We start from the raw sequence: 24,720 nt of genomic DNA, 5'->3' as shown, positions 1-24,720 counted from the left end.
CTCACGCGCGCCCCGTCACTTCGCCGTGGAGGCGTTGAGCGCCTTGATCACCTTGTCGGTGATGTCGTACTTGGGATTGATGTAGACCGCTTCCTGCAGGATCAGGTCGAACTTCTCCTGCTCGGCGACCTGCTTGACCACGCGGTTGGCGCGATCGAGCACCTGCTGCAGTTCCTCGTTCTTGCGCGCGTTCAGGTCTTCCTGGAACTCGCGGCGCTTGCGCTGGAACTCGCGGTCCTGGTCGATCAGCGCCTTCTGGCGCTGGGCGCGCTGCTGCTCCGACAGGGTGGGCGCCTCGCGCTCGAACTTCTCGGAGGCCGTCTTGAGCGACGCGCCGAGGTCGTTCAGGTCCTTTTCGCGCCTGGAGAACTCCTGCTCCAGCTTGGACTGGGCCGCCTTGGCCGTGTTCGCCTCGCGGAAGATCCGGTCGGTGTTGACGAAGCCGACGCGGAAGTCGTCCGCCTGCGCCTGCGCACCGAACGCCAGGCTGGCCAGCAGGACCACGAGCCAAGGACGGGTCAGTAGCTTCATCAGAACGAGGTCCCGATCTGGAATTGGATTTTCTGGATTCTATCGCCAGGCTTCGTGCGGATGGGCTGGGCAAACGCGATGCGCAGCGGACCGACCGGCGACAGCCAGGACACCCCCAGGCCGGCGGAGGCCCGGAAGTCGGCAAAGCTGACCTTCTGGTCCTCGGCGAAGACGTTGCCGGTGTCCACGAAGCCGAACAGGCGCAGGGTGCGGTCGTTGCCGGCGCCCGGGAACGGCGTGGCCAGCTCGAAGTTGAAGGTGACCTTCTTGGGGCCGCCGATGGACGAACCGGTGATGTCCCGCGGACCCAGCGTGCCCTGCTGGAAGCCGCGCACGGAGCCGAGGCCGCCGGAGTAGAAGTTCTTGAACACCGGGTACGGCTGCCCGTTGAGTCCCGTGCCATAGCCCACTTCGCCGTTGAAGGCGAAGGTGTAGGCCTTGCTGAGCGGCAGGAACTGCTGGTACTGGTAGTTGCCACGGATGTAGCGGGCGTCGCCGGCGACGCCCCACTCCGCCCCGAGGCGCTGGTAGCGGCCCGTGGTGGGCGCCAGCGAGCTGTCGCGGTCGTCGCGCGACCACCCCAGGGTCAGCGGCAGCGTGTTGCTGGTGGTGCCGAACTGCTCCGCGTAGGCCAGGTAGGCGGCCGGGATGTTCGTGCCGGCCACGATCTCGGTGCGCTCCAGGCCCGCCCCGAAGAACACCGTGTCCACTTCCGAGAACGGCACGCCGAAGCGCAGGCTGGTGCCGGCGGTGTTGAGCCGGTAGTCGCCGCCCTGCTGTTCGTACGGCTTCGAAGCCCGGTAGTAGATGTCGAAGGTGCGCGAGATGCCGTCGGGCGTGAAGTACGGATCGGTCGAGTTGAACGCGATCGTCTTGTTGTACTTGCTCGTGTTGACTTCGACGGCCAGGTAGTTGCCGGTGCCGAACGCGTTCTCCTGCTTGATCGCGAAGGACAGGCCCAGCTTTTCCGCGCTGGAGAAGCCCGCGCCTATCTGCAGGCTGCCGGTGGGGCGCTCGGTGACGGCGATGTTCAGGTCCACCTGGTCCGGTGCGCCCGGCACGTCGCTGGTCTCGACGTTCACGTCCTTGAAGAAGCCCAGGCGGTCGACGCGGTCGCGCGACAGCTTGATCTTCTCGGCGTCGTACCAGCTCGACTCGAACTGGCGGAACTCGCGGCGGATCACTTCGTCGCGCGTGCGGTTGTTGCCCGAGATGTTGATGCGGCGCACGTAGGCGCGGCGCGACGGCTCCGCCGCCAGCACGAAGGACACGCGGTTGTTGGCGTGGTCGATCTCCGGCCGCGCCTCGACCTGCGCGAACGCGTAGCCGAAGTTGCCGAAGTAGTCGGTGAAGGCCTTGGTGGTCTCGGCCACCTGGTCGGCGTTGTACGGCTCGCCCGGCTTGATCTTCACCAGCGACTTGAACTCCTCCTCGCGGCCGAGGAAGTCGCCTTCGAGCCGCACGCCCGACACCACGTAACGCTCACCCTCGGTGATGTTGATCGTGATGCTGATGTCCTGCTTGTCCGGCGAGATCGCCACCTGGGTGGAGTCGATGCGGAACTCGAGGAAGCCGCGCTGCAGGTAGTAGGAGCGCAGCGCCTCCAGGTCCGCATTGAGCTTGGTGCGCGAGTAGCGGTCGGACTTGGTGTACCAGGAAAGCCAGCTGCCGGTGTTCAGCTCCATCTGCCCGCGCAGCGTCGACTCGCTGAAGCTCTTGTTGCCGACGATGTGCAGTTCGCGGATCTTGGTGGGGTCGCCCTCGGTCACCGTGAAGGTGAGGTTCACGCGGTTGCGCTCGATCGGCGTCACGGTGGTCACCACGTCCGCGGCGTACAGGCTGCGGTTGATGTACTGCCGCTTCAGTTCCTGCTCGGCGCGGTCGGCCAGCGCCTGGTCGTACGGGCGGCCTTCCGTGAGGCCGATGTCGCGCAGCGCCTTCTTCAAGGTGTCCTTGTCGAACTCGCGCGTGCCGACGAAGTCGACGTCGGCCACCGTGGGGCGTTCCTCGACGACCACGATCAGCACGTCGCCCTGCGTCTCGAGGCGCACGTCCTTGAACAGGCCCAGTGCGAACAGCGCGCGGATCGCGGCGGAGCCCTTTTCGTCGTTGTACTGGTCGCCGACCCGGAAGGGCAGCGAAGCGAACACGGTGCCCGGCTCGACGCGCTGCAGGCCTTCCACGCGGATGTCGCGCACGGTGAAGGGCTCCACGGCCCAGGTGTTCGCGGCGAAGACAAGGGCCGCGACAGCCGAGACGGTACGCACGCGCAAGCGCTTGAATTGTTTCTTCATTGATTCTGGAGAGGCGCCGGCGGGGACTGGGCGAACCCGCCGCGGCGGCAGCTGCAAGGTTTTCTTCTATCCAAAGAGCCGGGCGACGTCGTTGAACAGGGCGATCGACATCATGACCAGCAGCACCGCCACGCCACCGCGCTGCAGGCGCTCCATCCAGGCTTCGGAGATGCTCCTGCCCGTCACGGCCTCCCAAAGATAATACATCAGGTGCCCACCGTCCAAGACGGGCAGCGGCAGCAGGTTCAGCACGCCGAGACTGACGCTGATCAAGGCGAGGAACAGCAGGTATTGCGTGAGCCCGAGGCTCGCGGACTTGCCCGCGTAATCGGCGATCGTGAGGGGTCCGCTCAGGTTCTTCACCGAGGCTTCGCCGATCACCATGCGCCCCATCATGCGCAGCGACAGGGCCGAGACCTCCCAGGTACGCTCCGCGCCCTTCCACAGTCCGTCCACCGGCCCGTAGCGCACCGTGAGCATCGCCGGCGGCGCGCCCACGTAGGCGGAGATGCGGCCCACCGCCGGCTGGCCGTCGGCGGTGACGACGTCGGGCGTCACGAGCACCTGAATGCGGCGGCCGCCGCGCTCGATCTCCCAGGTGGACGGGACGCCCTGGCCGTTGCGCACCTGCGCGCGAATCAGGTCGCGCAGGTTCTGTGCGTCGCCGACGGCCTGGTTGCCGAGGCGCAGCACGAAGTCGCCCTTGCGCAGGCCCGCGCGTTCGGCGGCGCCGCCGGCCATCACGTCGCCCAGGACCGGCGGGCTCCAGGGCGCCACCAGGCCCACCTTGCGCATCAACTGCGCATCGGCTTCGCGCGCATCCAGGCGAGACAGCGGCAGCAGCACTTCGCCGGCGGGCTGGCCGCCGTCGCGCGCGAGCACCAGGCGCAAATCGTGGCCGTCCAGCGCGCCGCGCGTGAGCAGCCAGCGCAGGTCCTCGAACGAGCGCACGGGCTGCAGCGTGTCGCCATCGAGCGCGGCGGACTGCACACGCTCGCCGCCGTGCAGTCCGGCCTGCGCGGCGATGGAGCCGGGCACCGGGCTTGCGAGCACCGGCTGCGGCTCCTGCACGCCCATCCAGTTGACCGTGGCGTACAGCAGGATGGCGAGCAGCAGGTTCGCGACCGGACCCGCCGCCACGATCAGCGCGCGGGAGCGCAGGGGCTGCGTGTTGAAGGCGCGGTGGCGCTCGGCGGGGGCTACGTCGCCCTCGCGCTCGTCCAGCATCTTCACGTAGCCGCCCAGGGGGAATGCGCCGATGACGAACTCGGTGTCCTGGCCGGGGCGCTGCTTGCGCGGCTTCCAGCGATAGAGCGCGGTGCCGAAGCCGATCGAAAAGCGCAGCACCTTCACCTTGCAGGCGACGGCCACGCGGTAGTGGCCGTACTCGTGCACGGCAATCAGCACGCCCAGGGCGACGAGAAAGGCGACGACGGTCATCAGCATGCTTGCGGCTCCTCAGGCGTCGAGGCTGCGAATCGCAACCCCGGCGGTGCGGCGGGCCTCGGCGTCGAGCGCCAGCAGGTCCTGCAGGGTGTGCGGCTTGGACGGCGCGAGGGCCGCCAAAGTTGCGAGATTTACCGTGTGGATCTGGTCGAAGCGGATGCGCCGCTCCAGGAACGCCGCCACCGCCATCTCGTTGGCGGCGTTCAATACCGCCGTAGTGCCAGGCGCCGCGGCCAGCGCGTCCCACGCCAGTTGCAGGCCCGGGAAGCGCTCGCGGTGGCCGCGGCTGTCCAGGGACTCGAAGCTCATGTCGGCCAGCGCGCCGAAGTCGAGCGGCTGCGCTCCCGAGCTCACGCGTTCGGGCCAGGCCAGCCCGTAGGCAATGGGAACGCGCATGTCGGGCGTGCCCAGCTGCGCGACCACCGAGGTGTCGCGATACTGCACCATCGAGTGGATCACGCTTTGCGGATGGATCACGACCTGCAGCCGCCCGGGCGCCAGGCCGAACAGGTAGCGGGCCTCGATCACCTCCAGCGCCTTGTTCATCATCGTCGCGGAGTCGACCGAGATCTTGCGGCCCATCACCCAGTTCGGGTGCGCGCAGGCCTCCTCCGGCGTGACGGAGCGCAGGCTGGCCGGCTCGCGCGTGCGGAACGGGCCGCCCGAGGCGGTGAGGATGATCTTCTCGACGCGCGCGTCCCAGGTGGAGTGGTCTTCCGGCAGCGACTGGAAGATGGCGGAGTGCTCGCTGTCGATCGGCAGCAGCTTCGCGCCGCCCTGCTGCACCGCCGACATGAACAGCTCGCCGCCGACGACGAGCGCTTCCTTGTTCGCCAGCAGCAGCTTCTTGCCCGCGCGCGCCGCCGCGATGCACGAGGCCAGTCCGGCGGCGCCCACGATGGAGGCCATCACGGTGTCCACCTGTTCGTGGCTGGCGATCGTGTCGAGGGCGGCCGTGCCCCACAGCACGCGCGTGGCGAGGCCGCTGGACTCCATGCGCGCGGCCAGCGCGCGGCCGGCCTCTTCCTGCGCCATGACCGCGAACGCGGGGCGGAACTGCAGGCATTGCTGCAGCATCAGGTCCACCTGCGAGGCGGCGCTGAGCGCGAACACCTCGAAGCGGTCCGGATGGCGGGCGATCACATCGAGCGTATTCGCGCCGACGGATCCGGTGGAGCCGAGGACGGCGATGCGTTGTTTCATCGTGAGGCCAAAGCGGCCAGCGTGGCCAGCATCATCGCGAGCGGCAGGGTGGGCAGCAGGGCATCGACCCGATCGAGCACGCCGCCGTGTCCGGGCAGCAGCTGGCTGGAATCCTTCATGCCGGCGCTGCGCTTGACCAGCGATTCCGTGAGGTCGCCGACCACGCTCATGGCGGCGAGAAAGAGCGCGCCCAGCACCAGCACCAGCCAGTTCATAGCGGCGAGCCGGGAATAAAGGCTGGGCACCGCGGCCTCGGTGGCGCGGTCGGCGAAGGTCCACACCACCGCGAGCACCACCACGCCGGCCATGCCGCCCCAGACGCCTTCCCAGCTTTTCTTGGGACTGATCACGGGAGCCAGCTTGCGCTGCGTGAAGCGGCCGCCGAAGGCGCGGCCCGCGAAGTACGCGGTGACGTCCGCGACCCACACCAGCACGAAGATCGAGAGCAGGAAATTGACGCCGATCTCCCGCGCCTGCGCCATCGCCAGCCAGGCGAGCACCAGCGCCAGCGTGCCGCTCACCACGCGCACGCCGCGCGGGATCCCGGGCCAGCCCTCCACCCCGTGCTTCACCAGCGCGGCGCCGGCGAGCACCCAGGCGGCGCCCACGACGATCCACATCAGCGCCGAAGGATGCGCCGGCCAGTCCAGCCACCACGCGCCGGCGCACAGTGCGAGCGTGAGCGCGCCGAGCGCCACGCTGGCGCCCGCGCCGAGGTGGTTCAGGCGGCCCCACTCCCAGCCGCCCGCGGCGAGCAGCACCAGCGTGATGGCAAGGAAGGGCTGCGGCGTGCGCCAGAACAGCGCCGGCAGCAGGATGGCCAGCAGGACGATGGCCGTGATGATGCGCTGCTTCAGCATCGCGACCCTCAGGCCGCCTTGCGGCTCGTGCGTGCGGGTGCGGCGACCTGCGCGGAAGTGCGGCCGAAGCGGCGCTCGCGCTTGCCGTAGTCGGCGATCGCCTCGTCGAGCGCGGCCTCGTCGAACTCGGGCCACAGCTTGTCGGTGAAGTACAGCTCGCTGTAAGCCGCCTGCCAGAGCAGGAAGTTGCTGATGCGCAACTCGCCGCCGGTGCGGATCACGAGGTCGGGGTCAGGCACGTGCGACAGCGCCATGGCGCGATCGAGCGACTGCTCGGTGATCGCCTCGCCGTGCGCCGCCAGCCGGGCGGCGGCCTGCGCGATGTCCCAGCGGCCGCCGTAGTTGAAGCAGATGTTGAGGACCAGGCGCGTGTTGGCAGCGGTCACCGCCTCCGCGCTGGCCAGGCCCGCGCGCACCTTGTCGGACAGCGCCGAGCGGTCGCCGATGAAGTGGATGCGCACGCCCTCCGCGTTCAGCTTGGGAACCTCGCGGGAGAGCGCCGCCGCCAGCAGTTCCATCAGGCCGGAGACTTCCTCGGCCGGCCGGCTCCAGTTCTCCGAGGAGAACGCGAACACGGTGAGCACCTTCACCCCGATGTCGCCACAGTGGCGCGCGCAGGTGCGCAGCGCATCCACGCCCTTCTTGTGCCCGGCGACGCGCGGCAGGAAGCGCCTGGTCGCCCAGCGGCCGTTGCCATCCATGACGATGGCGATGTGGTGGGGGATGTCGCGCTTGGCGCTCATAGGGTCTAGGGGCTGCGGGCTAGGGACTAGGGGGATCGAGGCAGTGGCTGTCTCCCTAGCCCCTAGCCCCCAGCCCCTAGCCCCTGAATCCGTCAGACCTCCATGATCTCCTTTTCCTTGCCGGCCACCAGCGAGTCGATCTCGTTGATGTGCTTGTCCGTGACCTTCTGCACGTCGGCTTCGGCCCGCTTGAGGTCGTCCTCGGTCGCGGTCTTGTCCTTCACCAGCTTCTTCACGTGCTCGTTGGCGTCGCGGCGCAGGTTGCGGATGGCGATCTTGGCGTTCTCGCCCTCGTGGCGCACCAGCTTCGTCATTTCCTTGCGGCGCTCCTCGGACATCGGCGGCATCGGCACGCGGATCAGGTCGCCCATGGAAGCGGGGTTCAGGCCCAGGTCGCTGTCGCGGATGGCCTTCTCGATCTTGGCGCCCAGGCCCTTTTCCCAGGGCTGCACGCTGATCGTGCGGGCATCCAGCAGCGACACGTTCGCCACCTGCGAAATCGGCACCGTGGAGCCGTAGTAGTCGACGTGCACGGTGTCCAGGATGCCGGGATTGGCGCGGCCGGTCCGGATCTTGGACAGGGTGCTCTTGAACGCGGCGATGGTCTGGTCCATCTTGCCTTGCGTGGTCTGCTTGATTTCGGGAATCGTTGCCATGCTCTGCTCTGCTCCTCTTGCTCAGGGTCCCGGGCTCACGCGTACACCAGGGTGCCCTCGTCCTCGCCCTGCACCACGCGCTTGAGCGCGCCGTGCTTGAAGATCGAGAACACCTTGATCGGCAGCTTCTGGTCGCGGCACAGCGCGAAGGCGGTCGCGTCCATGATGCCCAGGTTGCGCGACATCGCCTCGTCGAAGCTGATGCGGGAATAGCGTTCCGCCGTGGGGTCCTTCTGCGGGTCGGCCGAATACACGCCGTCGACCTTGGTCGCCTTCAGCACCACCTCCGCGCCGATCTCGGCGCCGCGCAGGGCGGCGGCGGTGTCGGTCGTGAAGAAGGGGTTGCCGGTGCCGGCCGCGAAGATCACGACCTTGCCTTCCTCGAGGTACTGCAGCGCCTTGGGGCGGACGTAGGGTTCGACCACCTGCTCGATCGCGATCGCGGACATGACGCGGGGCACCAAGCCCTGCTTGGTCATCGCGTCGGACAGCGCCAGCGCGTTCATCACGGTGGCCAGCATGCCCATGTAGTCGGCGGTGGCCCGGTCCATGCCGACCGAGCCTCCGGCCACGCCGCGGAAGATGTTGCCGCCGCCGATGACGACGGCGACTTCGACGCCCATGTGGACGACCTCGGCGACCTCCTGGACCATGCGCACGATGGTCGCGCGGTTGATGCCGAAGGCGTCGTCTCCCATCAGCGCCTCACCGGACAGCTTGAGCAGGATGCGCTTGTGGGCTGGCTGGGCGGGCATGGGGGCGGGTCTCCTGGTTCGAACGGGCTTGAGTGTAACGGCGGGCGCTTGTAACCGGCCGTTCGGGTGCCCTCCTCCGAACGGCCGTGGATTGCCGTCAGGCGGCCTGCTTGGCGGCAGCCACCTGGGCGGCCACTTCGGCGGCGAAGTCGTCGGCCTTCTTCTCGATGCCTTCGCCGACCACGTAGAGCGTGAAGCCCTTGATCGTGGTGTTGGCGGCCTTGAGCATCTGTTCGACCGTCTGCTTGTCGTTCTTCACGAACGCCTGGTTCAGCAGCGAGACTTCCTTCAGGTACTTCTGCACCGAGCCTTCGATCATCTTCGCAGCGATGTCGGCCGGCTTGCCGGACTCGGCGGCCTTGGCCGTCGCGACGTTGCGCTCCTTCTCGATCAGTTCGGCGGGCACGTCGGCGGACGACAGCGCCACCGGCTTCATCGCGGCGACGTGCATGGCGACGTCCTTGGCGGCGACGTCGTCACCCTGGTACTCCACGACCACGCCGATGCGCGTGCCGTGCAGGTAGCTCACGAGCTTGTTCGAGCCGGAGAAGCGCTTGAAGCGGCGGAAGCTCATGTTCTCGCCGATCTTGCCGACGAGGCCCTTGCGCACGTCTTCCAGCGTGGGGCCGAAGCTGTCCTGGCTGTAAGGCAGCGCGCCGAGGGCGGCGACGTCCGCGGGGTTGTTCTTCGCGACCAGTTCGGCGGCGGCGCGGGCCATCGCCAGGAAGCTGTCGTTCTTGGTGACGAAGTCGGTTTCGCAGTTCACTTCCAGCAGGGCGCCGGTGGTGCCCTCGATGGAGGCGGTGACCACGCCTTCGGCGGTGATGCGCGAGCCGGCCTTGGCGGCCTTGTTGCCCAGCTTGACGCGCAGCAGTTCCTCGGCCTTGTCCATGTCGCCGTTGGCCTCGGTCAGGGCCTTCTTGCATTCCATCATGGGCGCGTCGGTCTTCGCGCGCAGTTCGCCGACCATGCTTGCGGTGATTGCAGCCATCTTGTCCTCTAATCTTGTCGAATGTTCAGTTGGGTCCGGGTGTGCAAAGGGGGCCCGAAAGCCCCCTGGTCGCGGCTAGGGGCCGAAGCGTCAGGCGGCAGCGCCTTCCTTGACTTCCACGAACTCGTCGCCGCCCTCGGAGACGGCGCGCTGCACGTCGGTGACGGCGTTGTTCTTGCCCTCGAGGATGGCGTCGGCCATGCCGCGGACGTAGAGCGTCACGGCCTTGGCGGAGTCATCGTTGCCGGGGATCACGTAGTCGATGCCCTCGGGCGAGTGGTTGGAGTCCACCACCGCGATGATCGGGATGCCCAGCTTCTGCGCCTCGGCGACGGCGATCTTGTGGTAGCCCACGTCGACCACGAACAGGGCGTCGGGCAGCGTGTTCATGTCCTGGATGCCGCCGATGTCCTTCTCGAGCTTGTTGATCTCGCGCTCGAACATCAGCTGTTCCTTCTTGGACATGGACTCCAGGCCTGCTTCCTGCTGCGCCTTCATGTCTTTCAGGCGCTTGATGGAGGTCTTGACGGTCTTGAAGTTCGTCAGCATGCCGCCCAGCCAGCGCTGGTTCACGAAGGGCATGCCGCAACGCTGGGCCTCGGCGGCGACCAGCTCGCGCGCCTGGCGCTTGGTGCCCACCAGCAGGATGGTGCCGCGGTTGGCGGCCAGCTGGCGCGCGAACTTGGTGGCTTCCTCGAAGAGCGGCAGCGTCTTCTCGAGGTTGATGATGTGGATCTTGTTGCGATGGCCGAAGATGTACGGGGCCATCTTGGGGTTCCAGAAGCGCGTCTGGTGTCCGAAATGGACACCGGCTTCCAGCATTTCACGCATGGATACGGTCATGGGAGCTCCGAAGGTTGGGTCTAGAATCCCGGCCTGAATCGCAACGGCACGTTGCGACACCTCGAGGGGCGGGATCCGCGATTTGTCTTGCCGACAACGCCACTCGCACCTCGCGCTTGACACCCGGCAAAACCGCAAGATTCTAGCACAGGCCCCTCCTCCCCACCCTGCCCATCCATGCCGCACCCTGATCTCCACAGCATCCGCGAGCGCCTGCGCGAGGGGCGCGGCTCCGCCTCCGGCGAGCTGGCCGCCGCGCGCGATGCCGCCCTGTCCCCGGCGAACCGGCACGTATTCCTGAAGACCCGCTTCCCGCAAGCCGAGGCGGAGGCCGCGCGCACCGCCGCGAGCACGCCCCTGGCGGGGCTGGCGGTGTCGATCAAGGACTTGTTCGACCTCGCCGGCGAGGTGACCACCGCCGGCTCGGTGGCGCTGGCCGACGCGGCCCCGGCCCAGTCGGACGCACTCTCGGTGGCTCGCCTGCGCGCCGCCGGCGGCGTCGTGATAGCCCGCACGAACATGAGCGAGTTCGCCTTCTCGGGCGTCGGCATCAATCCGCACTTCGGCACCCCCGCCAACCCCTGCGACGCGGCGACGCCGCGCGTGCCGGGCGGCTCGTCCTCGGGCGCCGCGGTGTCGGTGGCCACGGGCGCTGCCTTCATCGGGCTCGGCTCGGACACGGGCGGCTCCATCCGCATCCCCGCCGCGCTGTGCGGCATCGTGGGCTTCAAGAACACGGCGCGCCTCACGCCGCTGGCTGGCGCCTATCCGCTGTCCTGGACGCTCGACACGGTCTGCGCGATGACGCGCAGCGTGCGCGACACGATCCTCGCGCACGAGATCCTGGCCGCACGCCAGGTGACTCGCAACGAGCGGCCGCTTTCCTCGTACCGGTTCGCCGTGGCACGCACGCAGATGCAGGACGGCCTCGATGCGACGGTGGCGCGCGCGTTCGAGCGCACGCTGCGCCTGCTGCGCGACGCAGGGGCGCAGATCACCGAGATCCCGCTGGCGCAGATCCAGGACCTCGGCACCATCCAGTCCACCGGCGGCTTCTCCGCGGCCGAGAGCTATGCCTGGCACCGCCATCAGCTGGAGCGCGCCGGCGACCGCTACGACCCGCGCGTGCGCCTGCGCATCGAGCGCGGCGCGCAGATGAAGGCCTGGGAGTACCTCGAGCTGCAACAGGCGCGCTCCGCCTGGATCGCCGGGGTGCACGAGGCGCTGGCCGGCTACGACGCGGTGCTCTCGCCCACGGTGCCGATGGTGGCGCCGCCGATCGCGGAAGTCGCGCCGGGCGCCGAGCGCGATGCCGCCTTCTTCCGCGTCAACGCCCTGCTCCTGCGCAACACCAGCGTGGTCAACATGCTGGATGGCTGCGCGATCTCGCTGCCCTGCCACGCGCCCGGCGAACTGCCGGTGGGCCTCATGGCGTGGCACGGCGCGATGCACGACGACACCATCCTCAACCTGTCGCTGCAGGTCGAGCGCCTGCTGTCGTCCGCCCTGCCGACCTGATGAAAATCGCCATCGTGGGCGCCGGGATCATCGGCGTGACCACCGCGTACGAGCTGACCGCCGACGGCCACGAGGTGACCGTGTTCGAGCGCCACGGGGCCGCCGCGCTGGAGACCAGCTTCGCCAATGCGGGCGTGGTCGCGCCGGGGTACGTGACGCCCTGGGCCGCGCCGGGCATGCCGGGCAAGGTGGCGCGCTACCTGTTCAGCCGCCACGCTCCCGTGCGCGTGTGCTGGCCGCTGGCCACGCACGAAGTGCGCTGGATGATGCGCTGGCACCGCGCCTGCGAGCTGGACACCTATCTCGCCAACCGGGCGCGCCTGCAGCGCCTGGCCTTCTACAGCCGCGCGCGGCTTGCCCAGATCACGGCGCAGCTCCAGCTGGAGTACGACCGGGCCCAGGGCTACCTGGTGCTGCTGCGCTCGGACAAGGACCGCAAGCTGGTGCAGCCGGGCCTGCAGGTGTTGCGCGACGCCGGCGTGAAGTTCCAGGAAATCGATGGCGACCAGGCGCGCGCCGTGGAGCCCGCGCTGAACCCCGACACGGACTTCGCCGGCGCAATCCACCTGCCCGAGGACGAGGTCGGCAACTGCCGCCAGTTCGCGCTGCTGCTGAAGAACCAGGCGCAGGCGCTGGGTGCGCGTTTCGAATTCAACTGCTCGGTGGCGCCACTGGACCCGGCGCAGCCCACGTTGCTGCGCATCACGCACGGCGACGACGCCGCACCCGCCACGCAGCGCTTCGACGCCGTGGTGGTGTGCAGCGGCATGGGCTCGGCCCACCTGCTGAAGCCCGTGGGCCTGCCCATTCCGCTGGCCGCGGTGCATGGCTATTCGATCAGCGCGCCGATCCGCGAGCCGCTCAACGCGCCGCGCAGCGGCGTGATGGACGACCGCTACAAGGTCGCGATCTCGCGCCTGGGCAACCGCGTGCGCGTGGCCGGCAGCGCCGAGATCGGCGGCGAGCCGTCCCATCGCCGGCCGGGCGCCATCCAGACCCTCTACAAGGTGCTGCACGACTGGTTCCCGGGCGCCGCGCAGCTCGCCAACACCGGCGCCGCGGTGCAGGAGTGGAAGGGCGCGCGGCCCATGCTGCCCGACGGCCCGCCCGTGCTCGGCGCCACCGGCGTTCCGGGGGTGTGGATCAACATCGGCCATGGCTCCAGCGGCTGGGCGCTCGCTTGCGGCAGCGCCCGCGTGGTGGCCGACCTGATGACGGCGCAGGCGCCGGCCATCGACATCGAAGGCCTGGGCGTGGAACGCCTTGTCCTCTGAGGCCGGCATGCAGCGCGTCACCCCCGACCGCCCCTGGCCGCTGCACGACGTGGCGGCGATCCGCCGCATCGAGCAGCGCGCCACGGCCGCACTGCCCGCGCATGCGCTGATGCAGCGCGCCGGCCTCGCCGTCGCGCGCCTCGCGCTGGCGCTCGCGCCGCACGCGCGCACGATCTGGGTGGCCTGCGGGCCCGGCAACAACGGCGGCGACGGCTTCGAGGCAGCGCTGCACCTGAAGCAGTGGGGCAAGGACCCGGTGGTGACCTGGCTGGGCGAGGAAGCCCGCACGCCCGACGATGCGCGCGCCTCGCTGCAGCGCGCACGTGCCGCCGGCGTGCGCTTCGCCGCCGACGCGCCGGCCGGCGCCGGGTTCGCGATCGACGCCTTGCTGGGCATCGGCGCGACCCGCAGCCCCGAGGGCCGGCTGCTGCAGCAGATCCAGGCGCTCAATGACGGACCCGCGCCCGTGCTGGCCGTGGACGTGCCGTCCGCGCTGCATGCGGACACCGGCTCCTCGGTTGCCTGCGTGCGGGCGGCGCACACGCTGAGCCTGCTCGCGCTCAAGCCCGGCCTGTTCACGGCGCAGGGCCGCGACGCCGCGGGCGTGGTCTGGTGGGACGACCTGCAGGTGCAGGACCCGGAGCCGGCCACGGCCATGCTGGCCGGCGCGCCGCCCGCAGCCGCGCGCCCGCATGCGAGCCACAAGGGAAGCTACGGCGACGTGGCCGTGGTGGGCGGCGCGCCCGGCATGGCCGGCGCGGCGCTGCTGTGCGCGCGCGCCGCACTGCATCACGGCGCGGGCCGGGTGTTCGTCGGCTTCCTCGATCCGGCGGCGCCTGCACTCGATCCCCAGCAGCCGGACCTGATGGTCCGCGCCTGGGACAGCCTCGACTTCACGACCATGGCGGTTGCGTGCGGCTGCGGAGGCGGCGAGGCGGTGCGTGCAGCGCTGCCGCGCGCGCTGCACGCACGGGCGCTGGTGCTCGACGCCGACGCGCTCAACGCGATCGCGGGCGATGGCTCGCTGCAGTCGCTGCTGGTGGCCCGCGGCCAGAGCGGCGCGCCCACGGTGCTGACGCCGCACCCGCTGGAGGCGGCGCGGCTGCTCGATCTCACGGCGGCGGAGGTGCAGGCCAACCGGCTCGCCACGGCGCGCGACCTGGCGCGGCGCTTCGCCTGCGTCGTGGTGCTGAAGGGGTCGGGCTCCGTGATCGCAACGCCCGACGAGAAGGTGCGCATCAATCCCACCGGCAATGCACGGCTGGCGATCGCCGGCACCGGGGACGTGCTCGCGGGCATGGTGGCCGCGCGGCTCGCCAACGGCGAGGACGCGTTCGAGGCCGCGAGTGCAGCCGTGTACCTGCACGGGCTGGCGGCGGATCGCTGGCCGGCGCACGAGCCGCTCACGGCATCGGCACTCGCGTCGCGCCTCGTCGCGTGAGCCCGGCCGCGCGTGCCCTCACCCCGCCCCTCTCCCAGGGGGAGAGGGAGAAAAGCGGAGCCCTGGCGCGCAGCCGCTAGCCGCGGCCCACGAAGGGCATCTTCGTGGCCATCACGGTGTGGAACAGGACGTTCGCCTCCAGCGGCAGGCTGGCCATGTACAGCACCGACTTGCCGACGATCTCCACGTCGATCAGGGGCTCGATGGCGATGTCGCCGTTGGCCTGCGGCACGCCCTTGGCCATGCGTGCGGCCAGCTCCGTCATCGCGTTGCCGATGTCGATCTGGCCGACGGCGATGTCGTAGCGGCGGCCGTCCAGCGAGGCCGACTTGGTGAGGCCGGTCACGGCATGCTTGGTGGCGGTGTACGCGATGGAGTGCGGCCGCGGCGCGTGCGCCGAGATCGAACCGTTGTTGATGATGCGGCCGCCCTTCGGTTCCTGCGACTTCATGACGCGGAACGCGTTCTGGATGCCGTAGAACATCCCGTTGAGGTTCGTGTCGACCACCGCCTTCCAGTCGGCGACGGACATGTCCTCCAGCGGGTTCGCGGGCAAGCCGCGGCCGGCGTTGTTGAACAGCAGGTCCACGCGACCGAAGGCCTTCACCGTCTCGTCGAACAGATTGCGCACGGCGTCCGGATCGGACATGTCGGTGGACACCGGCAGCGCCTGGTTGGGGAACGGCTTCGCCACCTCCTGCAGCGGCTCGATGCGGCGCCCGGCCAGCGCCACGCGCCAGCCCGCGCCGAGCAGCGCGAGCGCGGCGGCCTTGCCGACGCCGGTGCCGCCGCCGGTGACGATCGCGACCTGTCCGGCCGCGGCTTTTGCATTTGCCATGGTGTGTCTCCTGTGTTCTGGTGATCAGCGGCGCGTGGACTTGCGCGCCGGCTTGGCCTTGCTGGCGGCCTTCTTCGCGGCGCGCACGGCGGCCTTGGGCGCCTTGGCGCCGCCCTGCCCCGTGGCTTTCTTGGCGGCGCGACGCGCCTTGGGCGCCGGCGCACCGCCTTCGCGGGCGGCATCCACGCCCTTTTCCTTCATGGCGCGCGCCAGGAACTCCTCGTCCTCGCGCACCAGCCGGAAGTCGATCTTGCGGCCGTCCAGATCCACGCGGCTCACCTGCACGCGCAGGCGCGTGCCGATCGCGTAGCGGATGCCCGTGCGTTCGCCGCGCAGCTCCTGCCGCGCCTCGTCGAACTTGAAGTATTCGCCGCCGAGTTCGGTGATGTGCACCAGTCCCTCGACGTACAGCGCGTCGAGCGTGACGAAGATGCCGAAGCTCGTGGCCGCCGTGACCACGCCGGAGTACTCCTCGCCGAGGTGGTCGCGCATGAACTTGCACTTGAGCCAGGCCTCGACGTCGCGGCTCGCCTCGTCGGCGCGGCGCTCGTTGGCGCTGCAGTGCAGGCCCGCGGCTTCCCAGGCCTGCATCTCGCGCGGCGTGGCGACGACCTTGGCGCGCGGCTTCTGCGTCGGCGGTGCGACTCGCGTGGCGAGCCGGCGCGCGAGCTTCTCGTGGGCTTCGCCGGGCGTGGGCAGCACGGGCAGCTGGTAGCGCTCGCGCGCCAGGATCGCCTTGATCACCCGGTGCACCAGCAGGTCCGGATAGCGCCGGATCGGGCTGGTGAAGTGCGTGTAGGCCTCGTAGGCCAGGCCGAAGTGGCCGCTGTTGATCGGCGTGTAGATCGCCTGCTGCATCGAGCGCAGCAGCATGGTCTGGATCTGCTGCGCGTCCGGCCGGTCCTTGGTCGCGAGCGCGATCTTCTGGAACTCCATGGGCGACGGATCGTCGGAGATCGTCATGCCCACGCCCATCGTCTTCAGGTAGGTGCGCAGGATCTCCTTCTTCTCCGGCGTCGGCCCTTCGTGCACGCGGTACAGCCCGGGGTGGCCCGCGTCCTGGATGAAGTCGGCCGAACACACGTTCGCGGCCAGCATCGCTTCCTCGATCAGCTTGTGCGCGTCGTTGCGCACGCGCGGCACGATCTGCTCGATGCGCCCGTTCTCGTCGCAGATGATCTGCGTCTCCACGGTGTCGAAGTCCACCGCGCCGCGTTCGTTGCGCGCCTTCAGCAGCGCGCGATAGACGTCGTGCAGGTTCAGGAAATGCGGCACCAGGTCCTTGCGGCGCGCCGCTTCCGGTCCGCGCGTGTTCGCCAGGATCGCGGCGACCTCGTTGTAGGTCATGCGCGCGTGGCTGTACATCACGGCGGGATAGAACTGGTAGGCGTGGATGTCGCCGCCCGCGGTGATCAGCATGTCGCACACCATGCACAGGCGCTCGACCTCGGGATTCAGCGAGCACAGGCCGTTGGACAGCTTCTCCGGCAGCATCGGGATCACGCGCCGCGGGAAGTAGACGCTGGTCGCGCGGTCGTACGCGTCGACGTCGATCGCGCTGCCGGTTTCCACGTAGTGGCTCACGTCGGCGATCGCGACCAGCAGGCGCCAGCCCTTGCCGCGGCCCACCTTGGCGGGCTCGCAATAGACCGCGTCGTCGAAGTCGCGCGCGTCCTCGCCGTCGATGGTCACCAGCGGCACGTCGGTGAGGTCCACGCGCTTGCGGTGGTCCTGCGGCCGCACCTTGTCCGGCAGCGAGCGCGCCTGCGCGATGCACGCTTCGGAGAACTCGTGCGGCACGCCGTACTTGCGCACGGCGATCTCGATCTCCATGCCGGGGTCGTCGACTTCGCCCAGCACTTCCTTCACGCGGCCCACCGGCTGGCCATAGAGGCTGGGCGGTTCGGTGAGTTCGACCACCACCACCTGCCCCGCCTTCGCCAGGCCGGTGGCGCCCTTGGGAATCAGGACGTCGTGGCCGTAGCGCTTGTCTTCCGGCGCCACCAGCCACACGCCGCTTTCGTGCAGCAGCCGGCCGATGATGGGTTGCGGCGAGCGCTCGATGATTTCCACCACGCGCCCTTCGGGGCGGCCCTTGCGGTCGTGCCGCACGATGCGCGCGCGCACGCGGTCGCGGTGCAGCACCGCGCGCATCTCGTTGGGGGGCAGGTAGATGTCGGCTTCGCCGTCGTCGCGCACCACGTAGCCGTGGCCGTCGCGGTGGCCCTGGACCACGCCCTCGATCTCGTCGAGGAGCCCGGTCGCGTTATTTCGCTCTTGGTTTTTGATATACAATCTTGTTTTTCCTGAAATGCCCAGGTGGCGGAATTGGTAGACGCACTAGTTTCAGGTACTAGCGGGTAACTCCGTGGAGGTTCGAGTCCTCTCCTGGGCACCAGATGATGATAGAAAGCCGGCAATCAGTCGGCTTTTTTGTGGAGGACTCGAAGTGTCCATGGAGGCCATCAGCCTCTCCTGGGCACCGAACAACAGCCGGTCCAAGCCGGCTTTTTCTTTGGGGTTCTCTCTCGCCACGTCCCGCATGATAAGGCCGGCATCGCCGGCTTTGTGCCTCGCGGCCGAGATAAAGTCGAAACGCAAGCCGCCCCCGGGCGGCTTTGTCGTTTGCGCGTGGATCGCTCAGACGGGCTCGGCGATCAGGTCGTGGCCTTCGGTGGCCACGATGCGCGCGCGGGTGAACTCGCCCACCGCGAGGCGCTTGCTCAGCTTCTGCGGCGGCAGCAGCCGCACGGTCCCGTCGATCTCGGGCGCGTCCGCGTAGCTGCGGCCGACGCCGCCCTTGCGGCCCAGCGCCGGCGCCGAATCCACCAGCACCTGCATGTCCGCGCCGATGCGGCGCTTCAGCCGGGCGGCGGAGACTTCCTCGGCCACCGCCATGAAGCGCGCACGGCGTTCTTCGCGCAACTCCTGCGGCAGCATGCCCGGCAGCTCGTTCGCCGCCGCGCCTTCGACCGGGCTGTACGGAAAGCAGCCCGCGCGGTCGATCTGCGCCTCGCGCACGAAGTCCAGCAGGTGCTGGAATTCTTCCTCCGTCTCGCCGGGGAAACCGGCGATGAAGGTGCTGCGGACCACCAGCTCGGGACACATCTCGCGCCAGCGCGCGATCCGTTCCAGGTTCTTCTCGCCGCTCGCGGGACGCTTCATCCGGCGCAGCACGTCTGGGTGGCTGTGCTGGAACGGAACGTCGAGGTAGGGCAGGACCAGGCCTTGCGCCATGAGCGGAATCACTTCGTCCACATGTGGGTATGGATACACGTAATGCAAGCGCACCCAGGCGCCGTGCGGCTCGGCGAGCGCGCCCAGCGCCTGCACCAGTTCCAGCATGCGCGTGCGCACGGGACGGCCGTCGAAGAAGCCGGTGCGGTACTTGACGTCCACACCGTAGGCCGACGTGTCCTGGCTGACCACCAGCAGTTCCTTCACGCCGCCTTCGAACAAGGCTCGCGCTTCCTTGAGCACGTCGCCGATGGGGCGGCTCACCAGGTCGCCGCGCATCGAGGGGATGATGCAGAAGGTGCAGCGGTGGTTGCAGCCCTCGCTGATCTTGAGATAGGCGTAGTGCTTCGGCGTGAGCTTGATGCCCGCGGGGGGCACCAGGTCGATGAAGGGATCGTGCGGCTTGGGCAGGTGGGCGTGCACCGCGTCCATCACCTCCTGCGTCGCGTGCGGGCCCGTCACGGCCAGCACCGAGGGATGGATCTCCCGCACCATGTTGTCGGTCTTGTCGCCGGCGCGCGCGCCGAGGCAGCCCGTGACGATGACCTTGCCGTTGGCCGACAAGGCCTCGCCGATGGTGTCGAGGCTTTCCCGGACGGCGTCGTCGATGAAGCCGCAGGTGTTGACGATCACCAGGTCCGCGCCCTCGAAGGTCTTGGACGTGGCATAGCCCTCCGCGCTCAGCTGCGTGAGGATCAGTTCGGAATCGGTCAGGGCCTTGGGACAGCCGAGGCTGACGAAGCCCACCTTCGGCACGGCAGAGGCTTGGGGGGTATCCAGGACGGCGGTCTCGCTCATCCCGCCATTGTCCCCGAAGCGGAAAGACCTATTTCTTGACGCCGAATGCGCCGAGCATCTGCTCCGCGTTCTTCTGCATCTGCTCCTGCATCTTCTCGAACAGGACGCGGGATTGTTCCGCGTAGTTGCCCATCACCCCCTGGATCGGGTTCTGGACGTTCATGAACTGCGACCACATCTCGGGGGTCAGGACCTTGGACTGCGCGGCCAGCTGCTGCTGGAAGTCGGTGAAGGCCTGGACGTTCTTCTCGAGATAGCTGCCCATGAAGCCCTGCATCGCATGCCCGTAGAAACGGATGATGTTGGCCAGCGCGGCCTCGCTGAACATCGGCGCGCCGCCCGCCTCCTCCTCCAGGATGATCTGCAGCAGGATGCTGCGCGTGAGGTCCTCGTTGGTCTTGGCGTCGCGCACCACGAAGGGCTCGGCGTCCAGCACCAGCTGCTTCACTTCCGCGAGCGTGATGTAGGTGGAGGTGTCAGTGTCGTAGAGCCTGCGGTTCGGGTACTTCTTGATGACGCGCTGCGCCGGCTTGGCCTGGCCGCTGGCTTTCTTGCTGGTCACGGACGGGGCTCCTGCGGCGGGACGGGTCCCGCCTGTGTTTGTATTGCAACGCAGCAGATTCTAGGGAGGGGTCCGGGTGCCGGTCCGGGGTTTAACCCTTACGCGCGACCGAGGCAGCCTGCGCGCGGGTCGGCGGTACCACCTTCGGCTGCTCCGGGTCGCCGAGATAGTGCGGCGACATGATCTGCACGCCGTGTTCGTTGAACACGTCGACGATGTTCGCGTGCAGCGCATTCTGCAACTGCGTGCGCTCGCGCGGCAGTTCCGGGCTCGCCTGGCACACGAGGCGGTAGTCGATGTAGAAGTCCGACAGCGCGCGCTGCAGCACCCGCGGCGGCGGCTCCGCCAGCACGCCGGGCGTGCGTTGCGCCGCCTCGATCAGCATGGCCTCCACTTCGCGCCACGCGGTGTCGTAGCCGATGGTGACGCCGGTGGTGACCATGTAGCCCCGCCCCTGCACGTCGCGCGAGAGATTGAAGATCGTGTTGCCCATGAGCACGGAGTTGGGCAAGGTGACTTCCTCCCCCATGCCGGTGCGCACCCGCGTCGTGAAGGTCCCCATGGCCACCACCGTGCCTTCGGTGCCGCTCACGCGCACGTATTCGCCGAGCCGCAGCGTGCGCGAGTACATCAGGATCATCCCGCTCGCGGCCTGCCCGAACAGGCTGGAGCCGCCGAGGGTGACCATGAGGCCGACGAGCACCGACACGCCCTTGAAGGCTTCGGTCTGCGAGCCGGGCAGGTACGGATAGGCCATGACCAGCGCGAACAGCCAGATGCCGACGTTCACGATGCGGCGGGTGGGACGGGCGAGGTCGCGGTCGATCCAGCCGGAGCCGCCCGTGCCGTGCTCGACGCGTTCGAACGCCGGCCGCAGCATGCCGGTGGCCGCGCGAGCGAGCGCGAAGATCACCACGGCGACGGCCAGGTCCGGCAGCGCGCCCAGCACCCCGCCGCCGATGCGCTCGCCGATCTGGAAGACGAAGGCGCCGAGCTGCTCGCCTGCCGGGCGCGTGAACGGGAAGCGCTTGAGCACGAACACGAGCCACTGGTAGGTGAAGGCAGCGAGCACGATCCAGGACAGCAGCCGCAAGGCCAGTTGCACGATGCGGCGGGCGCGCGCGGGCTGCCACAGCCGGGAATGCGCAAGCCGCACGCGCCGGCCCGCCGCGTCGACCCACTGCGATGTGTGGTGGTTCAGCACGCCACGCACCCACAGCACGGCCCAGCACAGCAGGACATACACCACGGTCGCGCCCAGCGACCACGCCACTGCACGCAGGATGCGTCCGCGGTCCCGGGCCTCGCTCGTTTCGGCAATGACGCGGGTCAGGGCCGTCACGGCGCTGCGCGTGGCCTGGTCCAGCGTCTCGCCGCGCAAGCGGTCCGTGTCCTGGGGCGTGATGATCATCGTCAGCGCGCCATCGATCATGACGACGCGGCCCTGCGGCTCCTGTTGCACGGTCACGACCCCGGGGCCGCCGCGCGCGAGCGCCTCGCGGATGCTGTCCTCGGCACGCCGCGCGCGATCGGCTGGCGACACGCCGAGGAAGGGCGCGCGGAACACCGCGACGGGCCGGTGGTACACGCTGACGGTCGCTTCCTGGGGGGCGGGTGTGTCCGCGCCGGCGGGCCCGAAGGCGAGGACGACCAGCAGAAGCACGAGCAGCAAGCGCAGGGGGCGGAGGGCGGCCACGGTCCGACTGTGCAGCCGGGGCGGGTCCGCCGGGTATTGGGGACAAGGGCAAAGCCTTGAAACGGCCGCTGGCGCAGCCTAGGGCGCGCGTCGGCGCGGCCTGGTTGGAATGGCCGCCGGCCCGGCGGGCTGCGCATCCCGCAGCACCGCGGCCATCATCGCCTCCACGCCAAGCGCGAAGGTGGCGTCCCACTCGGCCTGCTGGAACCAGCGCGCGCTGGCGACCAGGTTCGGGCATTCCCGCGCGATGAACTCGTCGCTCACCGGGTCCGCCGCGGAAGGTCCCTTCGCGTAGCCGGCCGTCTCGTCCAGCGCGGCGCCGACCAGGAAGTAGCCGATGGTGCGGAAGTGGCGTGCCGCCCTCTCCCCGTCCGGCACGATCTGCCGCACGATGCCGAGGATGCGCTCGATGAAGCGCACGCCCGTCGGCGTGTTCAGCCGATGCAAGGCCAGCAGCGGAAACAGGGCCGGCTGCCGGTGCGCCATGCGCCGGTACGCGTACATGGCTTGCCGCAGTTGCTCCGCGGCCGGCAGTGCCGGGTCGGGCCATTCGAGCGAGGCGATGGATGCGTCCACCATCGCGTCGAGCAGGTGCTGCTTGCTCGGGAAGTGGTGGTAGATGCTCATCGCCTCGCAGGCGAGGCGCTCCCCCAGCTTTCGCGTGGACAGGCCCGCGATGCCGTCCGCGGCCACCAGCGCCAGCGCTTCCTGGACGATTCCCTCGGGCGAGAGAGCCGGCGCCGCCGCGGCGACCCGGCGGCCGCGCGCCTGCGACGGGGCGCGGCGCGGGCCCCGGCGGGCGGGAACGGGGTCGCGCGACGGCATGGACTTGCACTGTAAGGATTTTTGTCCATACTGCAACTTACGGTGTAAGGCTGTTCGCCGCGCCAGCAGTCGTGGCGCGTCCATCCACCGGCCGGCAGCGCCGGCCACTGTTGCAGGAGCTCCTCCATGGAAACCGCCGACCTCCTCGGACTGCTGGTCCCCGTCACCTTCTTCGCCATGCTCGCTGCCGAGAGACGCTGGCCGGCGCGAACCTTTCCCGAACGCCGCGGCTGGACCTGGGTGGGAGTGGCCTTCCTGCTCCTGATCGGCGCCGTGTCCACGCTGGTTCCGCTCGCGGTCGATCCCGCCTGGCTCGCCCGCCACCGCTGGCTCGATGGCACCGGGGTCGGCGTGGGGGGCGGCACCGTGGTGGGCTACGTGGTGCTGAGCGGGGTCATGTACGCAGGGCACCGTGCCCTCCACCGCTTCACCTGGCTGTGGCGCCTGACGCACCAGCTGCACCACAGCCCGCAGCGCGTCGACATCCCCGGCTCCGTGCTGTTCCATCCGCTGGAAATGGTCGCCCAGGTGGCGCTGCAGCTGTTCGTGACGCTCGTCGTCCTCGGTCTCGATCCCGTGGCGGCGGCGCTCACCGGCTATGTCGCCGCCTTCTACGGCATGTTCCAGCACCTGAACATGCACACGCCGCGCTGGCTCGGCTGGTTCATCCAGCGCCCCGAGGCGCATTGCGAACACCACCGGCTGGGCGTGCATGCCTTCAACTACGGCGACCTGCCCCTGTGGGACATCCTGCTCGGCACTTTCCGCAATCCCGCGCACTTCGAAGGCCGCTGCGGCTTCGAGTCGCCGGCGGACCGCCGGCTGGGAGCCATGCTCGCGTTCCGGGACGTGAACCGGCCGGTGTACGGCGAGGGAAGCCGCGGGGCGGCGGCGGCACCGCGGATGAGCGTGGGGCAGGTCTCGCCGAAGTAGCCCACGTGCGCCCACGACAGCGACCGACAGCGGTTGGCGTGTTCGCCGGGCGGCTTGCAGTCATGCGCCCGGCTGCACCAGCGGCACGACGCGTTTCTTCACCCGCGAGCCGTCGACGAGCGACGCAGGGGGATAGACGACCACCTCGGCGCCAGCCTGCAGGCCGCTGCGCACCCAGGCGTCGACACCGTTGCGGCCGCCGATGTCCACGCGCAGGAGCCGCGCACGCCCGTCCGCAACGACGAACACGGCCATGCCCTCCCCGGGCAGCGGGAACACCGCGCTCACCGGGACCCGCAGGACGGCCGGCTGCGCCACGGTGACGATGCGCACCCCCACGCGGTAGCCGTCCCCGAGCATCCGCCACGACACCGGGGGACTCGTGATGTCGATCAGCACGTTGACACGCTGCTCCTCGATGCCGAGCGCGGAAACCTTGGTGAAGGCGGCAGGCTCGACCAGGCGCACGCGGCCTTCGAGCGTCCCGGGCGAACCCCAGCGCTCGATGCGGACCGGCGCGCCCACGCGGGCCTGCACGGCGTCGGTCGTCAACAGCTCGGTGACGATCTCCAGCTGCGAGATGTCCCCGACCTCGAGCACCGGCGCGCCCAGCGCCACCGTCGTCTCACTGGGCTGCACCACCTTCAGCACGCGCCCTGCCACGGGGGAGCGCAGCGCAAAGCCGGCCGCCTGGCGCGACGGCCTTTGGGTGACCAGCAGCGCCGCGCGCGCCGTCTCCAGCTCGTGACCTGCCGCGTGGCGGCCTTGCAGCGCCGCCTCCAGGTCCTTGCGTGCGGCCTCGACCGAGAGGCGGTCGGACTCGGCCTTCGCCGGCGCGATGAAGTTCTGGCCCGCCAGCTGCTCGGAGCGACGCTGCTCCGCCAGCGCCACGTCGAGCGCGACGCGGGCGCGCTGCACGCCGGCATCCGCACGCAGCACAAGCGCCTCGGCGACCGCGACACGGGTCTGCTGCTCCTGCAGCGTGCGCTCGTCCAGCAGGGGTGAAAGCGCCGGCGCGAGCGTCGCCACGGTGTCTCCGGCCGCCACCGCATCGCCCTCCCTCAGCGTGATGCGCGCCAGTCGCCCGGCCAGGGGCGCGGCGATGACGTAGCGGTCGCGCAGGCGCGTGCGGGCGTCCTCCACGATGGACTGCTCATAGGGACCGATGGTGGCGCTCGCGACTTCGACCGCGACCGGTCGCGGCGCGAAGGCCCATGCCAGCAGCGCGGCCAGACCTGCGCCCGCCGCTGCCATCACCAAGGTGTTGCGCTTCATG

General features: G+C 69.5%; 21 protein-coding genes and 1 tRNA gene. 5 read left to right on the top strand and 17 right to left on the bottom strand.

Features of this window, described 5'->3' with window-relative positions:
* Window positions 1-15: 15 nt before the first annotated feature.
* The 10 genes from JJB11_RS10295 to rpsB form a co-directional block, all read right to left on the bottom strand.
* A complete protein-coding gene (locus tag JJB11_RS10295) occupies window positions 16-531 on the bottom strand; it encodes an OmpH/Skp family outer membrane protein (protein ID WP_201169820.1) in 516 nt (171 codons plus the stop codon).
* Complete coding sequence (bamA, locus tag JJB11_RS10290) at window positions 531-2,825, bottom strand: outer membrane protein assembly factor BamA (RefSeq protein WP_201169817.1); 2,295 nt, start codon at window positions 2,823-2,825, stop codon at window positions 531-533. Before bamA ends, JJB11_RS10295 begins: the two co-directional genes overlap by 1 nt.
* Window positions 2,826-2,891: 66 nt before the next feature.
* The gene (gene rseP, locus JJB11_RS10285) at window positions 2,892-4,271 is read right to left on the bottom strand and encodes an RIP metalloprotease RseP (RefSeq protein ID WP_201169814.1); all 1,380 of its coding nucleotides are present in this window, start codon (window positions 4,269-4,271) and stop codon (window positions 2,892-2,894) included.
* Window positions 4,272-4,283: 12 nt separating this feature from the next.
* Window positions 4,284-5,474, bottom strand: a complete 1,191-nt coding sequence (ispC, locus tag JJB11_RS10280) for a 1-deoxy-D-xylulose-5-phosphate reductoisomerase (protein ID WP_201169811.1) — start codon at window positions 5,472-5,474, stop codon at window positions 4,284-4,286.
* Window positions 5,471-6,334 carry a phosphatidate cytidylyltransferase gene (locus tag JJB11_RS10275; protein ID WP_201169808.1) on the bottom strand — a complete coding sequence of 288 codons (864 nt, stop codon included), beginning with the start codon at window positions 6,332-6,334 and terminating at the stop codon, window positions 5,471-5,473. The genes ispC and JJB11_RS10275 overlap by 4 nt, the downstream gene beginning before the upstream one ends.
* Before the next feature lie 8 nt (window positions 6,335-6,342).
* A complete protein-coding gene (uppS, locus tag JJB11_RS10270) occupies window positions 6,343-7,077 on the bottom strand; it encodes a polyprenyl diphosphate synthase (protein ID WP_201169805.1) in 735 nt (244 codons plus the stop codon).
* A gap of 92 nt (window positions 7,078-7,169) precedes the next feature.
* On the bottom strand, window positions 7,170-7,733 hold the full coding sequence (gene frr / locus JJB11_RS10265; RefSeq protein WP_201169803.1) for a ribosome recycling factor: 564 nt from the start codon (window positions 7,731-7,733) through the stop codon (window positions 7,170-7,172).
* Window positions 7,734-7,768: 35 nt separating this feature from the next.
* Window positions 7,769-8,488 (bottom strand): UMP kinase, encoded by a 720-nt coding sequence (gene pyrH, locus JJB11_RS10260; RefSeq protein WP_201169801.1) that lies wholly within the window; start codon window positions 8,486-8,488, stop codon window positions 7,769-7,771.
* A gap of 97 nt (window positions 8,489-8,585) precedes the next feature.
* Complete coding sequence (gene tsf / locus JJB11_RS10255) at window positions 8,586-9,479, bottom strand: translation elongation factor Ts (RefSeq protein ID WP_201169799.1); 894 nt, start codon at window positions 9,477-9,479, stop codon at window positions 8,586-8,588.
* Between the two features lie 90 nt (window positions 9,480-9,569).
* Window positions 9,570-10,322 carry a 30S ribosomal protein S2 gene (gene rpsB, locus JJB11_RS10250; protein ID WP_201169797.1) on the bottom strand — a complete coding sequence of 251 codons (753 nt, stop codon included), beginning with the start codon at window positions 10,320-10,322 and terminating at the stop codon, window positions 9,570-9,572.
* 177 nt (window positions 10,323-10,499) lie between these two features.
* On the opposite strand from rpsB, the gene JJB11_RS10245 reads away from it, so the two are divergent.
* From JJB11_RS10245 to JJB11_RS10235, 3 genes are read left to right on the top strand one after another with little or no spacing between them, the layout of a single operon-like run.
* The gene (locus JJB11_RS10245; protein WP_201169795.1) at window positions 10,500-11,840 is read left to right on the top strand and encodes an amidase; all 1,341 of its coding nucleotides are present in this window, start codon (window positions 10,500-10,502) and stop codon (window positions 11,838-11,840) included.
* A complete protein-coding gene (locus JJB11_RS10240; protein ID WP_201169793.1) occupies window positions 11,840-13,114 on the top strand; it encodes a D-amino acid dehydrogenase in 1,275 nt (424 codons plus the stop codon). The genes JJB11_RS10245 and JJB11_RS10240 overlap by 1 nt, the downstream gene beginning before the upstream one ends.
* Before the next feature lie 7 nt (window positions 13,115-13,121).
* The gene (locus tag JJB11_RS10235) at window positions 13,122-14,555 is read left to right on the top strand and encodes an NAD(P)H-hydrate dehydratase (RefSeq protein WP_201169790.1); all 1,434 of its coding nucleotides are present in this window, start codon (window positions 13,122-13,124) and stop codon (window positions 14,553-14,555) included.
* 76 nt (window positions 14,556-14,631) lie between these two features.
* Here JJB11_RS10235 and JJB11_RS10230 read toward each other — a convergent pair whose 3' ends face one another.
* Both JJB11_RS10230 and rnr read right to left on the bottom strand, forming a co-directional pair.
* A complete protein-coding gene (locus JJB11_RS10230) occupies window positions 14,632-15,393 on the bottom strand; it encodes an SDR family oxidoreductase (RefSeq protein ID WP_201169787.1) in 762 nt (253 codons plus the stop codon).
* A gap of 24 nt (window positions 15,394-15,417) precedes the next feature.
* Window positions 15,418-17,688, bottom strand: coding sequence for a ribonuclease R (gene rnr / locus JJB11_RS10225; RefSeq protein ID WP_201169785.1), 2,271 nt, complete (start codon window positions 17,686-17,688; stop codon window positions 15,418-15,420).
* 18 nt (window positions 17,689-17,706) lie between these two features.
* Here rnr and JJB11_RS10220 point away from each other — a divergent pair.
* Window positions 17,707-17,791 (top strand) — tRNA-Leu (locus JJB11_RS10220).
* Window positions 17,792-18,033: 242 nt separating this feature from the next.
* On the opposite strand, the gene rimO is transcribed toward JJB11_RS10220, so the two are convergent.
* The 4 genes from rimO to JJB11_RS10200 all read right to left on the bottom strand — a co-directional run bounded on the left by rimO (window position 18,034) and on the right by JJB11_RS10200 (window position 22,511).
* Window positions 18,034-19,428: a 30S ribosomal protein S12 methylthiotransferase RimO gene (gene rimO, locus JJB11_RS10215; protein ID WP_201169783.1), complete on the bottom strand. Its 1,395-nt coding sequence runs from the start codon at window positions 19,426-19,428 to the stop codon at window positions 18,034-18,036.
* A 28-nt stretch (window positions 19,429-19,456) separates the two neighbouring features.
* The gene (gene phaR / locus JJB11_RS10210; RefSeq protein WP_201169781.1) at window positions 19,457-19,990 is read right to left on the bottom strand and encodes a polyhydroxyalkanoate synthesis repressor PhaR; all 534 of its coding nucleotides are present in this window, start codon (window positions 19,988-19,990) and stop codon (window positions 19,457-19,459) included.
* Between the two features lie 91 nt (window positions 19,991-20,081).
* Window positions 20,082-21,686, bottom strand: a complete 1,605-nt coding sequence (locus JJB11_RS26535; protein ID WP_201169769.1) for a mechanosensitive ion channel domain-containing protein — start codon at window positions 21,684-21,686, stop codon at window positions 20,082-20,084.
* 78 nt (window positions 21,687-21,764) lie between these two features.
* A complete protein-coding gene (locus tag JJB11_RS10200) occupies window positions 21,765-22,511 on the bottom strand; it encodes a TetR/AcrR family transcriptional regulator (protein WP_201169759.1) in 747 nt (248 codons plus the stop codon).
* Window positions 22,512-22,637: 126 nt separating this feature from the next.
* On the opposite strand from JJB11_RS10200, the gene JJB11_RS10195 reads away from it, so the two are divergent.
* Window positions 22,638-23,444 carry a sterol desaturase family protein gene (locus JJB11_RS10195; protein ID WP_201169746.1) on the top strand — a complete coding sequence of 269 codons (807 nt, stop codon included), beginning with the start codon at window positions 22,638-22,640 and terminating at the stop codon, window positions 23,442-23,444.
* 60 nt (window positions 23,445-23,504) lie between these two features.
* Here JJB11_RS10195 and JJB11_RS10190 read toward each other — a convergent pair whose 3' ends face one another.
* On the bottom strand, window positions 23,505-24,719 hold the full coding sequence (locus JJB11_RS10190) for an efflux RND transporter periplasmic adaptor subunit (protein ID WP_201169743.1): 1,215 nt from the start codon (window positions 24,717-24,719) through the stop codon (window positions 23,505-23,507).
* Window position 24,720 lies beyond the last annotated feature (1 nt).

The organism is Ramlibacter ginsenosidimutans (assembly GCF_016654015.1).
GTDB classification, from domain to species: domain Bacteria; phylum Pseudomonadota; class Gammaproteobacteria; order Burkholderiales; family Burkholderiaceae_C; genus Ramlibacter; species Ramlibacter ginsenosidimutans.
Note: the sequence above shows the minus strand (reverse complement) of the source record. Positions and strands in the feature narration are given on the sequence as shown.